Origin of the sequence: Bacillus sp. DE0042 (assembly GCF_007680225.1) — a bacterium.
Lineage (GTDB): Bacteria > Bacillota > Bacilli > Bacillales > Bacillaceae_G > Bacillus_A > Bacillus_A wiedmannii.
The window spans coordinates 408,562-421,124 of the sequence record NZ_VEJP01000001.1 but is presented as its reverse complement, the minus strand read 5'-3'; the positions used below and the strand labels follow the sequence as shown (position 1 = coordinate 421,124).

Sequence of the window (12,563 nt, the reverse complement as noted above, 5' to 3'; positions counted from 1 at the left end):
AAGCACTATTTTTATATAACAAACTTATTAATATTCAAAAATCCTAATATTATTTTATTCGACTTATTTTCGAATAGTCAAAACATAAAATAAATTAGACTTTTTTTTTATATTTTATGATAGTATATTGATTGGTAAGACCTATTACTTTAAGAGTAGGTTCTACAACTACATCTAATTTGATGGAATTAACGTATGGAGGGACAACATGGGGAATGTTGAAAATTTTGAAAAACTTCTTTTAGAAGAACCGAAAAGAGAGCAGTTATTTCCTTTATTTGAAGAAGTGTTTGGGATTACAATTCAAACATTGAATGATTTTTCAGAGAGAGGTTATTGGGATGATACATACAAAGCTTTATCATTTTTACATGACGATAAAGCAATTGCAAATGTTGCGGCATTTTCGCTACCATTGCTAGTAAATGGTGAAAGAATAAATGCAGCGGGAATTCAATCGGTAATGACACACTCTAATTTTCGTAGACAAGGACTCATGACACAATTAATGAGTAAAATGATAGAAGAAATCGATAAGAAATGTGAATGTACTTTATTGTTTACGGAAATACCTGAACTATATGCATCATTTGGGTTTAAAGTTGTGCAGGAGTATTTGATGACTATTCCATATGATAAAAAGAATAATAATGATTCTTTACTTAGAAAGTTAGATTATTATATGGAAGAGGATAGAAAGTTAATACATGAAACTATTGATAGTAGCCAAAGACTTTCAAATAATTTTGCAACATTAAACTTCCGCCCTTCGTTTTATTTGAATATGTATGACTCGGAATGGAATGAGAAATTGTATTATTCAGAGAAGCTAGATGCTCTTATTGTGTATGAAGTAGATAATGAAAAGTTGAAATTATATGGAGTGTTTGCACCAGTACTTCCAGTTTTAGATGAAATATGCGGGGAAATCGCTGAAAGATTTACAGAAATCGAATTTTACTTCTCACCAGATCAATTAGGGATTGAGGATGTACAATTTACAGAATTACAGTCAAGTAAGTGTTTAATGGTTCGAAGTAATAAAGAGTTAGATTTTAAAGGATTTAAATTCCCAGTGTTAACGGAATTTTAAATGTTTATATAGATATTTTTGAGGGGGATACAAGTATACATACTATTAAAATAGGTTTATACATATGAAGTCCACTTGAAAAAATGAATTTGAGATTGAATTTTGCAATCTAACAAATAAATAGAAAAACCGTATTCTTTCTATTTGAGAATACGGTTTTTCTATTTGCGTAATATAAAGCACATTTATTGACCGGAAAGTCATTAATGCTTATCATTTAATAATGTTAAATATTAATTTACATAATATAATAGAAGTACTGGGAAAATCAAAAATTATATGGCTTAAGTAAGGAGGGTATGAATTATTAAATGGTAATTTCATAGGAAAAAGGAGATTAAGTATGAAATCATTTCGCAAATTATTACATTATTTAAAACCATACATGTTCTTCGCTATTATTGGACCACTATTTATGGTACTTGAGGTTGCGATGGACTTAATTCAACCGACTATTATGCAACATATTATTGATGTTGGGATAGCAAATCGTGATTTGAATTATGTAATAAAAATGGGGCTTCTTATGATAGGAGCTGCAGCACTCGGTTTAGTTGGAGGACTTGGGTGTATGATGTATTCTACAAAAGCAGCTGTTAATTTCGCTACAGACATACGAAAGGATGTATTTGCGAAAGTAGAAACATTTTCTAGTGAAAATCGTGATTCATTTGGAACTGGGAAATTATTAACGATTGTGACAAATGATATTACTTCTATTCAATCGGCGATGACGATGACATTACGTGTACTTGTTCGTGGTCCTTTGTTATTTATCGGAAGTATAATAATTGTTTTTGTAACAGCACGCGAGTTATTTCCTATATTACTTGTGGTTGTTCCAATTTTATTACTTGCGATTATATTCATTGCAAGTAATGCGAGCGGAACGTTCAAAAAAGTGCAAGAAGCATTAGATAAAGTGAATACAAAGCTACAAGAAAATTTATCTGGAGTACGTGTTATTAAAGCGTATGTAAGACAAAAATATGAAATTACTCAGTTTGGAAATGTTAATACAAATTTAACGAAGATAAATATTCGAGCGGTGCAGCTTATTTCTTTAATGATGCCAATCATTATGTTAGTTGTAAGTGGCGGGATTGTCGCAACATTATGGATTGGTGGAGAAAAAGTATTTAATGGAACGCTTCAAGTAGGAGCTATTTTAGCGTTTATAAACTATTTGAATATTATTTTAATGTCACTTATGTCTATAAGTATGGTATTTATGCAAATCGCGCGAGCATTTCCATCTGCGGATCGTGTACAGCAAGTTTTAAATACTGAGGTTGATATTATGAGTGAAAAAAATGCGCTTGTACCTAAGCAAATCGAGGGACATATTGACTTTAAAAATGTTAGTTATAGTTACACGAAAAATAATGAATATGTATTAAAAGATATTTCATTTAACATATGTAAAGGCGAAAAAGTAGGAATTATCGGTTCTACAGGGAGTGGTAAATCCACTTTAGCAAAACTATTACCGCGTTTATACGATGTTGATCAAGGGGAAGTATGCATTGATGGAATAAATGTTAGAGCATACGATTTACAAAAACTTCGTGCTTCAATCGGGTTTGTACCTCAAAAGGCATTATTGTTTTCAGGTAGCATAGAAGAGAACTTACGTTATGGTAAAGAAGATGCAACGAATGACGAACTGGAAGTAGCGGCTTCATCAGCTTGTGCGACTGAGTTTATTAACAAGTTGGAAGATTCATATCAATATCATTTAACACAAGGTGCGACGAATTTATCAGGTGGACAAAAACAACGTGTATCCATTGCAAGGGCACTTGTGAGAAAGCCATCCATTCTTATATTAGATGATTCTACTTCAGCAGTTGATGCGAATTCGGAATCTAACATTCAATCGGCATTAAGAACAGAATATAAAGGAACAACAACATTATTAATTGCCTCTAAAATTTCATCAATAATAGATGCTGATAAAATTCTCGTTTTAGATAACGGTGAATTAGTTGGTGATGGTACACATGAAGAATTGTTAGAACAATGTGAGGTATATCAAGAAATCTATCTTTCCCAAGGTGGCAATTTACATAAAGAAGGTGGGAAAGAACATGCGTAATTTTCAAGGGCAATTTGCTAATAAAGGTGCGCGTAACGCGCCTAAAATGGGTGAGGCTAGAAACACTAAAGGAACTGTATTGCGAGTATGGAACTATATGGGGTATCAAAAGGCTGCTCTTACGTTCGTTATATTTTTAGTATTTGTTACGACGTTACTTGGGCTATTAGGTCCGTATTTAATGGGAGTAATTATAGATCAATATATTGTACCGAAAGATTTAAGCGGTACGGCGAGAATGTGTTTGTTACTTATCGCGATTTACGGTGTAACAGTATTGTTAACTTGGCTACAAACATTTGTCATGGTTAACGTTGCATTAAAAACAATACAAAAAATACGACAAGATATTTTTGAGAAAATCCAAACGCTTTCTTTACGGTTCTTTGATGTACGTTCTCAAGGGGATTTAATGAGCCGTGTTACAAATGATATAGATAATTTGAATCAAGCGTTGACGCAAAGTGTTGTACAAATTATTTCATCAGCATTAACCTTTATAGGTGTAACGATTGCGATGTTCGCATTAGATTGGATTTTAGCGATTGTTACTTTAATTACAGTACCTATTATGTTTTTCGTTACAAAAAAACTAGTTACTTATAGTGGTAAAAACTTTGCAAAGCGTCAACGAGATTTAGGAGAATTAAATGGTTTTATTGAGGAAGCTATAACAGGAGCGGATGTTACAACGTTATATGGGAAAGAAAAAGAAACCGTACAAAATTTCAATAAAATTAATGAACAATTAAGAGTTTCAGCTACGAAGGCGGATACATTTTCAGCTTTTATTTTTCCAAGTATGAACTTTATAAATAACTTAGGTATGGGGCTTGTAATTGGGACTGGTTCAGTTATGGTTTTAAATGGAATGACAACAGTAGGTGTCATTGCGGCTTTTATTAATTATTCTCGTCAATTCTCAAGACCACTAAGTCAATTCGCAACTTTAATGAATACAATTCAAGCGGCAGTTGCTGGTGGAGAACGTGTCTTTGAAATTATGGATGAAGTACCAGAAATTCAAAATAAAAAAGATGCGTTCGTTGTACAAAATTTACAAGGGCATGTTGCACTTGAGAATGTTTCATTTGGTTATGAGGGAAATAAAACGATTTTAAAAGAAGTGAGTCTTAAGGCGCAACCAGGGGAGACAATTGCTTTAGTTGGTCCCACTGGATCGGGTAAAACAACTATCATTAATTTGCTAACTCGCTTTTACGATATACAGCAAGGGCAAATTCATATCGATGGAAAAGATATAAAAGATTATGATATTAATTCGTTGCGAAGTAAAATAGGAGTAGTTTTACAAGATACGTACTTATTTGCAGGGACGATTATGGATAATATTCGTTATGGTCGATTAGATGCTAGTGATGATGAAGTAATCAATGCAGCTAAGGCAGCATCTGCACATTCTTTTATTAAACATTTACCGAATCAATATGAAACAAAAATTGCTTCAGAAGGATCGAATTTAAGTCAAGGACAAAAACAACTTCTTGCGATTGCGCGGGCGATTTTAGCAGATGCAGATATATTAATTCTCGACGAAGCAACATCAAATATTGATACGAGAACAGAATTGCAAATTCAAGAAGGACTAAATAATTTAATGAAAGGTCGAACAAGTTTTGTAATCGCTCATCGACTGAAAACGATTGAAAAAGCAGATCAAATCCTTGTTATAAAAGATGGAAGTATTTTGGAAAGAGGGAATCATGAATCTCTTATGGAAGATAGAGGGTTTTACTTTGATCTGTATACGAGTCAGTTTAAAATATAATAAGAACTTTGATATGATGCGGTTTCTCTAGGAAAGAGAAACCGTATTTTTATATTTGTAAACATTATTATCCAAATAGTTGTTCACTAAATGTTTTAACTGCGTATTCTTGCATCAAAGGTAAAACATGCGTAAGGTTATGAAAACACCTTTATGACCCAATCGTTCACTTGTAATTTTCGGATGTACAAATTGTTCAAAAAAGTGTTGCATGAGTCTGACGTAAACTATGAAATTGAATTTTTTAAATTCAGATTTCATTAAATAAGCCTTAAAAATATCATGAAACCCATTGCGACAACCCCATGTAGCTTTTTTGATGCTAACAACTCAATCACAGTCCGTAATACGCTTGACCAAGTATTGCTTTATCAGTGTGTGTTATAATTTTAGGTTATTATAATGCTTCAATTGCTTTTTTAACAATTGAGACTAATCGTTTGGAAATTGAAGTTTTTGTATTTAATAGTGAAATAATTGAACTTTGATTATACAACGGCAGTGGAACAAATAGAGCGAATGAAGACAACCTTAATGAGTGCTTCACGTTATATTTATACGTTTTAATGATTTAATAAATAATACAATTTGAATTTTATTAAAAAAAGACACTGTTTCCAGTGCCCCAACTTACTACGAGAGTTTTATGAGGAAACTTAAATAGGTGAATTTAAGTTTTTCTATAATATATGAAACTACAATTAGAAAATCACATATTTTTTAAAGGAGTTAATGGGTAATTGTACGTGTGAAAATCTTTATTAAAAATATCCTGTACTAATTGGATAGTTTCATGATCATAAAAACTATCGTATGTTGGGAGGCGTGGGAATAAAGGATCGGTAATATCAGCATCTGCAAAATCACCTCTAAAAATCGCCCTTCCCTTCTGATGATGCCATGATTTGGTTAGTATGTGTAAAGGAGAAGTTTTTAATTGATATGTTTGTTCTAAGCGCGCAATTTCAGTAGAGAAATTTTCAAGGTAGATATACTTTGTAACAAACTCCTCCTCAGCTGGTTCATATTGCTGCATTAAATGTGGATCTACTTGTTCTAAATCTTTCATTTGCGCTTTTAAATAGTAGAGGAAGATTTTAAATGAAATAGGCTTATTACAAAATTCATTACCATAATAAAAATTCCGAATAGGATTCCATGCTGGGTTTTCTATGTGAGGGGGGGCAATTAGTGAAAAGAATGAACTTACAGCTCTTGTATAGGGGTTTCTCACTAATTTATAGGAATCTTTTCCGTTTGTATATAAAGCAGCAGCTAGTTCAATAAAGTAGTCGGAGGAGTTTTTGTATATTTCATTTTCATAATTATGGATGAAGGAATCGTATTTTATGGCTTGTTTAAATAAATTTATTTGATAAAAAAACCAATGTGCAAGTGAAGTACAGCCACTTTTCTGACTCCAAAATAAAATCAAAGGGAAGTTAGAGTTAAAGTGCGGAACGCGTCCGTATTTAATAATATTTGCAAAAGACATAGTTAGCCTCCATTCAGTTATGTCAATTATTTTTAATTTATGAATAAACAACTGGGTATATGAACAAGAGAAGTAGAAAAGATAATTTAAAACAATATAACTTTGAAATGAAAGCGTTATTTTATAGGAATATGAAAAGAGCACACAAAAAATGTGTACTCATAACAATCTAAATTATTTTAAGGACCATGATATATCATCAAGGGCTTTATAAATATAACTATACATGCGGTAAAAGAGATACTTTGGATTGTATTTTTGTTTCCAGTTTATAGTAATCACCTCTCATGCAAATAGTTTAATTATATTATACAGTTGTTAATTCGAATGTTAAGAAAAAATGATGTGAATTAAGGTGAATTTAAACAAAATAGTTAATTTATAAAAAGCAGTTAGCTTTCGCTAACTGCTTCACTCCCAACTGGAGTTCTAGTTATGTAATTTAGATGAAGATACTACCTACTAGGATTAAGGCTCCTAGCAAAATTAGAGAATCAACTAAAATCAAGAACTGGTTTTTCTGTGGCTTTTTCAATTCTTTTATTAAGCTGAAAACTGCACTTAATCCGAAACAAATGTATAACAAAATCATTATCGTTCCTGACATAATTAACACTCCTAATATATCGATATTTTAATTATATAACAAAAAATATATACATGTAAGTTTTTAATAAAATCCTTATTTAAATAAAAGAAACCCCGATTGTCTGCAGGGCTCCTAAGGGTAATCGTCAAGTAATGACGTACTTGACTAATTAACGATATCATGAATTTTTTGGTAAAAACACTGGTACATGCGTCCAAATTAATAAGATTATCATTTGAAACAAAAACGCTATTTTAGTAGAAAACGAGGTGAATTTAGTGAAAGTTGATAACACATTATCCGAGTTATGGCATCTTAGAGGTAATACAGATGGACCAATAACTCATGAAGAGTTCAAAAAAGAAGCTAAGGATACAGCGTATATGGCCATAAGCACGATAAAAAAGTTACGGAGAATAAGTGAACTTGAATTAGAAAATGATCAACTAAAAGGTGTAAATAAGTTTTCTTAATAAAAATTTCATTTTGTAGTAAAAAGGGAGCATGGCCAGCGTTTTGTCTGATTTAAAAAACGCTGGTGCTAGTTATAATATTTTTTAACTTTATAGATTTTTATAATCACAAAAATCAGTAAAGATATGATCATATAAGTGATTAAGTATTTATAACCAAAGGAACTAAAATTAAAAACTAAATTTTTGAAAGTGATAATGCCTTCAAAAAAAATTTATAAAATCAAATATACTGTTATGGTTAATGGAATCGCTAGCCTAAAATCCCTTGGAATCGATAACCAAAGTTTAAATAAAAAAATTTGAAACTTATTCAAAATAATACCCCTCACTTAATTGCATTATATAGTAAAATATCCTAATTTTGTAAAGTGATTAGAGAGTTTAAGGGAGATTTAAACAAAATAATCCTTTGAAAAGAAAGCTAGGTTAAAAGAATGGAAGGTAACGTAAAACTTTTAGGTGATGATGGGATGTTAGGGATGGAGTTCAAGGAAAGAACGATTCGTGTTTATAACACAGAAGACGATGTGATGGAATTACTTTCTATGAGAGTGCAGACTCAAGAGGATATCGATTTTCTTGAATAATGTAAAAAAGAAATGAAGTAAATGTTCAGCAGATTAGATCAAACGGAGGAGAACCGTATCGTATGAATCAATCAATTGTCATTTTTTGAAGACATCGATGAGAAGGAGATGCGAAGACTTGTGGTGAAAGAGCTGAAAAACTACAAAGCATTGTGCGTCCGGATGAAGAATCAAGAAGAACAGGAAGCACAGGGAAATCAGCAAAAAGAGATTATTTATAAGTTAGTAAGTTTATACTTTGAAAAACTAGTTAAGTAAGAAGAAATAAAGGAAGTAAAAAGAAGCAAAAGATATAGAAATAGATGATTCGGTAAAAAGCAACCATTTGGATGCTTTTTCTTTTACACAAAACAAATGGAATCAATGAATGAAAAAACAACGATGTATGAGATTTGTATACGAGTCAGTTTTAAATTTAATATAGTGCGGTTTCTCTAGAAAGGAGAAACCGCATTTTTATATTTGTGAAGATAATTAAAAATATAGAGTTGTTTTTTTAGATACATGAATTGTTAGCAAAAACTAGCAACTTCAGTGCTAGATGGAAGAAATAATTTACGTGGTATTGTAATAATCTCAAGAGCCATCTGAGCTGAATAGAGAAGTATTGGAGCTAATTCTAAAGCGTGAGTTAATAATAATATAAAGCTTGTTAGGATTGCAAAGCTCCCCCACAAGAAACTTTTTGAAATGTTACGGAAATCTTTTATTAAGGAAAAGAAAGAAACAAATGCTGTAACAAAGAGAATCAAAAATTTATATTTATCAGCCATTAAACCCCTCCTAAAGAACAGTAGCTTATATTATAATGTATTTTTATGTATTATAATAAAAAGATTTCGAAATAAATAGTTTAAATGCGTAAAAACCGCAACTAAAAAATATTAGTTGTGGTTTTTGTTTATGAGTCCTTTGTTTTAGAAAATAGATAATCTAGAATTAAAAATTAAAAAATAGATTAGTGCCCTTATTATTGTTTGCTGGAGCTTTACTGGATATTTGACCGGACAATAAGACGAGCTTTGAATATATTAATAAAAAAGGGGATGTTGAACAATGGCTAGATATAGTTTACATGGAGGTCACAATAGTATTGTACAGGGTGCAAATTATGGGAATCGGAAAGAACATATTATGGATCGCCAAGTTAAGGATGCAGTTGTTGCTAAATTAAGAGCATTAGGGCATACAGTTTATGATGATACTGATGAAGTAGGGACCACACAAGCGCAAAATTTAAATAACATTGTATCTAAAACAAACTCACATGATGTAGACTTAGTAGTTTCATTTCATTTAAACTCATATGATACGAATGCTAATGGTGTTGAAGTACTGTATTATGACCAACAAGCTTTATCAGCAAAGATAGCAGCGCAACTTTCAAAAGATATTGGCTGGTCAAATCGTGGCGCGAAGGAGCGAAAAGACCTTTATGTATTAGCGAATACGAAAGCACCTGCAATCTTAATTGAACTTGGATTTATCGATAATGAAGCAGATATGTCAAAATGGAATCCAGATAAGATTGCAAATTCAATTGTTTATGCGTTAACGGGGCAATCTGGTGGGACAACTCCGCCATCGAAAAAAAATATCATTCAATCAGGAGCTTTTTCACCGTATGAAACCCCCGATGTAATGGGAGCATTAACGTCACTAAAAATGACAGCTAACTTCATCTTACAATCGGATGGTCTAACATATTTTATCTCTGAACCAACTTCAGATGCGCAACTTAAAGGAATGACGGATTACCTTGATCGTAAAGGCTGGTGGTATGAAGTTAAGTAAAGATTTTAGTTTAGTGGAACAGAATATTTAAAAATCAATAGTCAAAAAAGAGGATTACTTATAATGAGTAATCCTCTTTTTATTTTATCTCGTATGAATAAGAGTAGATATAGAAGATTACCGCTTTAAAACTAAATAAGTAATGCATGTAAGCGGGAGGTTCATTTGGTATATCAGCTATATTTGTAAATCATACTTTTAAACAGAAATGAAATTTAGAATTTGAATTTAATTGACTACAATTGAAATAGCACTAAAAACTAATAAAACGGCCATAATGATGTTAAATGATTTAGTATGTTTTAATAAAATTTTTTGGAACATGGAACCAAATAAGCTCCAACTAAATGTACTCATTAACCCAACTACACCTAGAAATAATGAGAAGAGTAGAAAACTTGAATATGAATTATAGTAAGGGAGAATAAAAGTTGACACTACAGTTAGGCCGAATAGTATCCCTTTAGGGTTAACAAACTGAAGAAAAATCCCCACTGTAAATAAGTTTTTATTATGTTTTTCATCGGGATCTGTACTAGTTTTACTAGTGAGTATTTTAAAAGCTAAATATAGCATATATGCTACACCTAAAATTTTTAAAGGGAATTCGATTATGGGTAGGATATTAATTAGTACAATATTAAAGAAGCTACATAAGGAAGTGAGGATGAAAAACCCGAAAGCTACTCCAAAACAAAATTGCATACTCCTTTTTAAACCATGTTGATTAGCGTATGTCATAGCTAAAAAATTGTTAGGACCGGGTGTGAAGCTACTTATAAAAACAAATAACAAAAAAGAAAATATAGGCATTTCAAAACCCCCTAATTATTTAGTGTGTTATAATGACCGGAAAGAACAATATAACGTGTGCTTTTTATTATACATAACGGTCGTTATATTGTATATAGTGTAGGAGTGTTTCTTATGGAAGAAATTCAACTTATTTTGGCGAAAAATTTAAAAACAATACGAGAGAAAGAGAAAATGAGTTTGGAAAAGGTCTCGCAATTAACAGGTGTGAGTAAAACGATGATTGGACAAATTGAACGAGGGGAGTCAAGTCCAACATTAACAACGATATGGAAAATTGCTAATGGTTTGAAAGTGTCTTTTACTTCTTTAATCAATAATCCGCAACCAGATACGAAAGTTGTTTTACGAAATGATGTTCAAGTATTATCAGAAGACAATGGGAGATATAAAGTGTATCCTTCTTTTCCTTTTCAAGATGATAGGAACTTTGAAATCTATACGGTTGAAATTGAAACAGAAGGAAAATTAAGTTCGGAAGGCCATAAAGAAGGGACCGAAGAATTTATAACGGTGTTTGAAGGGGAATTGATAATTGAAATAAATGATTGTCAATATACATTAAATAGCGGAGATGCAATTCGCTTTAAGGCGGATAGACCGCACTCTTATCATAATTCCGGAAGTACGCTAACTCGGTTAAGTATGACCATTTATTATCCAGCTGCATAAACTTACAATTGCATCAAGAATATAAAGAAATGTGTGTTGATAAACCATCTATAAGAGATGGTTTTATTTTTTAAAATTCATAAAAAAAGACACTCGTTTGAGTGTCGACATAGTATTGCTCTCGCGTATAGGATTGGAGTATGTTTCTCAAATACGTTTTGAGATGGTTCGCATTTTGGGAAACTGTCTTCTTATTTAATGTAACATTGGCAGGGAGAAGTGTAAATTGATAATGTATATACGGAAAATTTAGTATAGATAGTTATTACTATGAGTATAGTACAAATTGTTTTTATTGCTTAATCACTGTCGTGAAATTATTAAAATATTATTAGCTTTAGGAATGACGTAATAGTTACTACTTTAGCAGCTAAGAATGTTTATTATAAAAAAGAATGAATCATTTATTAATCGATTCGTATAATTGTTAAAGAGGCACCAGTTGAACCACCTCCAACTAAATTAACTATGGATAATACGCCGAATAGTTGAAGGGAAATTGTATTACCAGCAATTAAATTGGTTATTAAATTATTATTATAATTTGAAGTTGATATTGCGGGTGAAAAAATAGATCCGGGAAGTGGAGTCGAAGAGTTTAATAGTAGCCTTGTACCAGCAAGTAGAGAAGTTGTTGTATTAATTTGATAGGTTAAATAATATCTTCCAGTAACAGGAATTGTATATATATCATTTGTAGCGTTCACTGTAAAATTACCGAGACTTTGGTTATTAGAAAGTGGAATATTAGTTCCACCTAATATGACTGAGATGGGACCACCTAATGTATTATTAGCGAACATAGAGTTTGTTGTAATAATGGGTCCAGTAATACCTGTGGGTCCAGTAATGCCTGTAGGTCCAGTAATACCTGTGGGTCCAGTAATACCTGTGGGTCCAGTAATGCCTGTGGGTCCAGTAATGCCTGTAGGACCGGTATTACCTGTGGGCCCAGTAGGACCTGTAAGTCTGTATGGAAGAATAATTTCAAGAGCCAGTGATAATAGTTCTTTTTTCATTTTTTCATTCTTATCTTGAATATAAATCACCTCATTTTTAAATTAGAACGTAACCGATTTAGTATTTTGAAATGGAACTATCATTTTATTATATTATTACTACTAGTTATAGCAAAGGTAAAAAGTTTACTATATGTA

General features: G+C 31.6%; 13 protein-coding genes. 8 read left to right on the top strand and 5 right to left on the bottom strand.

Annotated features, from left to right (window positions below; translation table 11 throughout):
• Window positions 1–208: 208 nt before the first annotated feature.
• The 3 genes from FS802_RS01895 (at window position 209) to FS802_RS01885 (ending at window position 4,980) form a co-directional block, all read left to right on the top strand.
• Window positions 209–1,093, top strand: a complete 885-nt coding sequence (locus FS802_RS01895; RefSeq protein WP_000528686.1) for a GNAT family N-acetyltransferase — start codon at window positions 209–211, stop codon at window positions 1,091–1,093.
• 343 nt (window positions 1,094–1,436) lie between these two features.
• Window positions 1,437–3,191 (top strand): ABC transporter ATP-binding protein, encoded by a 1,755-nt coding sequence (locus tag FS802_RS01890; RefSeq protein ID WP_098654773.1) that lies wholly within the window; start codon window positions 1,437–1,439, stop codon window positions 3,189–3,191.
• Entirely contained in the window at window positions 3,184–4,980 is a 1,797-nt protein-coding gene (locus FS802_RS01885) for an ABC transporter ATP-binding protein (RefSeq protein ID WP_098654774.1), read from the top strand. The genes FS802_RS01890 and FS802_RS01885 overlap by 8 nt, the downstream gene beginning before the upstream one ends.
• A gap of 709 nt (window positions 4,981–5,689) precedes the next feature.
• Here the strand turns inward: FS802_RS01885 and FS802_RS01880 are convergent.
• A complete protein-coding gene (locus FS802_RS01880; RefSeq protein WP_098654775.1) occupies window positions 5,690–6,475 on the bottom strand; it encodes a sulfotransferase family 2 domain-containing protein in 786 nt (261 codons plus the stop codon).
• A gap of 442 nt (window positions 6,476–6,917) precedes the next feature.
• Window positions 6,918–7,082 carry a hypothetical protein gene (locus tag FS802_RS30915; protein ID WP_000017081.1) on the bottom strand — a complete coding sequence of 55 codons (165 nt, stop codon included), beginning with the start codon at window positions 7,080–7,082 and terminating at the stop codon, window positions 6,918–6,920.
• 260 nt (window positions 7,083–7,342) lie between these two features.
• Here FS802_RS30915 and FS802_RS01870 point away from each other — a divergent pair, with 260 nt between their 5' ends.
• From FS802_RS01870 to FS802_RS01865, 3 genes are all read left to right on the top strand, one after another.
• Window positions 7,343–7,537 carry a hypothetical protein gene (locus FS802_RS01870; protein WP_098654777.1) on the top strand — a complete coding sequence of 65 codons (195 nt, stop codon included), beginning with the start codon at window positions 7,343–7,345 and terminating at the stop codon, window positions 7,535–7,537.
• A gap of 437 nt (window positions 7,538–7,974) precedes the next feature.
• Window positions 7,975–8,127 carry a hypothetical protein gene (locus FS802_RS30910; RefSeq protein WP_176545816.1) on the top strand — a complete coding sequence of 51 codons (153 nt, stop codon included), beginning with the start codon at window positions 7,975–7,977 and terminating at the stop codon, window positions 8,125–8,127.
• Between the two features lie 108 nt (window positions 8,128–8,235).
• Window positions 8,236–8,385, top strand: coding sequence for a hypothetical protein (locus FS802_RS01865; RefSeq protein ID WP_255291338.1), 150 nt, complete (start codon window positions 8,236–8,238; stop codon window positions 8,383–8,385).
• Window positions 8,386–8,639: 254 nt separating this feature from the next.
• On the opposite strand, the gene FS802_RS01860 is transcribed toward FS802_RS01865, so the two are convergent.
• The gene (locus FS802_RS01860) at window positions 8,640–8,900 is read right to left on the bottom strand and encodes a hypothetical protein (RefSeq protein ID WP_098654778.1); all 261 of its coding nucleotides are present in this window, start codon (window positions 8,898–8,900) and stop codon (window positions 8,640–8,642) included.
• A 283-nt stretch (window positions 8,901–9,183) separates the two neighbouring features.
• Between FS802_RS01860 and FS802_RS01855 the strand changes: the two genes are divergently transcribed.
• Window positions 9,184–9,921 carry an N-acetylmuramoyl-L-alanine amidase gene (locus FS802_RS01855; protein ID WP_087980418.1) on the top strand — a complete coding sequence of 246 codons (738 nt, stop codon included), beginning with the start codon at window positions 9,184–9,186 and terminating at the stop codon, window positions 9,919–9,921.
• A gap of 228 nt (window positions 9,922–10,149) precedes the next feature.
• On the opposite strand, the gene FS802_RS01850 is transcribed toward FS802_RS01855, so the two are convergent.
• A complete protein-coding gene (locus tag FS802_RS01850; protein WP_098654779.1) occupies window positions 10,150–10,734 on the bottom strand; it encodes a LysE family transporter in 585 nt (194 codons plus the stop codon).
• A 57-nt stretch (window positions 10,735–10,791) separates the two neighbouring features.
• Here FS802_RS01850 and FS802_RS01845 point away from each other — a divergent pair, with 57 nt between their 5' ends.
• Window positions 10,792–11,406: a helix-turn-helix domain-containing protein gene (locus FS802_RS01845; protein ID WP_097860314.1), complete on the top strand. Its 615-nt coding sequence runs from the start codon at window positions 10,792–10,794 to the stop codon at window positions 11,404–11,406.
• Window positions 11,407–11,813: 407 nt separating this feature from the next.
• Here FS802_RS01845 and FS802_RS01840 read toward each other — a convergent pair whose 3' ends face one another.
• Window positions 11,814–12,425 (bottom strand): BclA C-terminal domain-containing protein, encoded by a 612-nt coding sequence (locus FS802_RS01840; protein WP_255291337.1) that lies wholly within the window; start codon window positions 12,423–12,425, stop codon window positions 11,814–11,816.
• Window positions 12,426–12,563 lie beyond the last annotated feature (138 nt).

What these genes read in the sequence shown, in the direction of transcription:
- FS802_RS01895 (WP_000528686.1), top strand. Translation starts at nt 209, where the DNA reads ATGGGGAATGTTGAAAATTTTGAAAAACTTCTTTTAGAAGAACCGAAA.
- FS802_RS01890 (WP_098654773.1), top strand. Translation starts at nt 1,437, where the DNA reads ATGAAATCATTTCGCAAATTATTACATTATTTAAAACCATACATGTTC.
- FS802_RS01885 (WP_098654774.1), top strand. Translation starts at nt 3,184, where the DNA reads ATGCGTAATTTTCAAGGGCAATTTGCTAATAAAGGTGCGCGTAACGCG.
- FS802_RS01880 (WP_098654775.1), bottom strand. Translation starts at nt 6,475, where the DNA reads ATGTCTTTTGCAAATATTATTAAATACGGACGCGTTCCGCACTTTAAC.
- FS802_RS30915 (WP_000017081.1), bottom strand. Translation starts at nt 7,082, where the DNA reads ATGTCAGGAACGATAATGATTTTGTTATACATTTGTTTCGGATTAAGT.
- FS802_RS30910 (WP_176545816.1), top strand. Translation starts at nt 7,975, where the DNA reads ATGGAAGGTAACGTAAAACTTTTAGGTGATGATGGGATGTTAGGGATG.
- FS802_RS01865 (WP_255291338.1), top strand. Translation starts at nt 8,236, where the DNA reads ATGCGAAGACTTGTGGTGAAAGAGCTGAAAAACTACAAAGCATTGTGC.
- FS802_RS01860 (WP_098654778.1), bottom strand. Translation starts at nt 8,900, where the DNA reads ATGGCTGATAAATATAAATTTTTGATTCTCTTTGTTACAGCATTTGTT.
- FS802_RS01855 (WP_087980418.1), top strand. Translation starts at nt 9,184, where the DNA reads ATGGCTAGATATAGTTTACATGGAGGTCACAATAGTATTGTACAGGGT.
- FS802_RS01850 (WP_098654779.1), bottom strand. Translation starts at nt 10,734, where the DNA reads ATGCCTATATTTTCTTTTTTGTTATTTGTTTTTATAAGTAGCTTCACA.
- FS802_RS01840 (WP_255291337.1), bottom strand. Translation starts at nt 12,425, where the DNA reads ATGAAAAAAGAACTATTATCACTGGCTCTTGAAATTATTCTTCCATAC.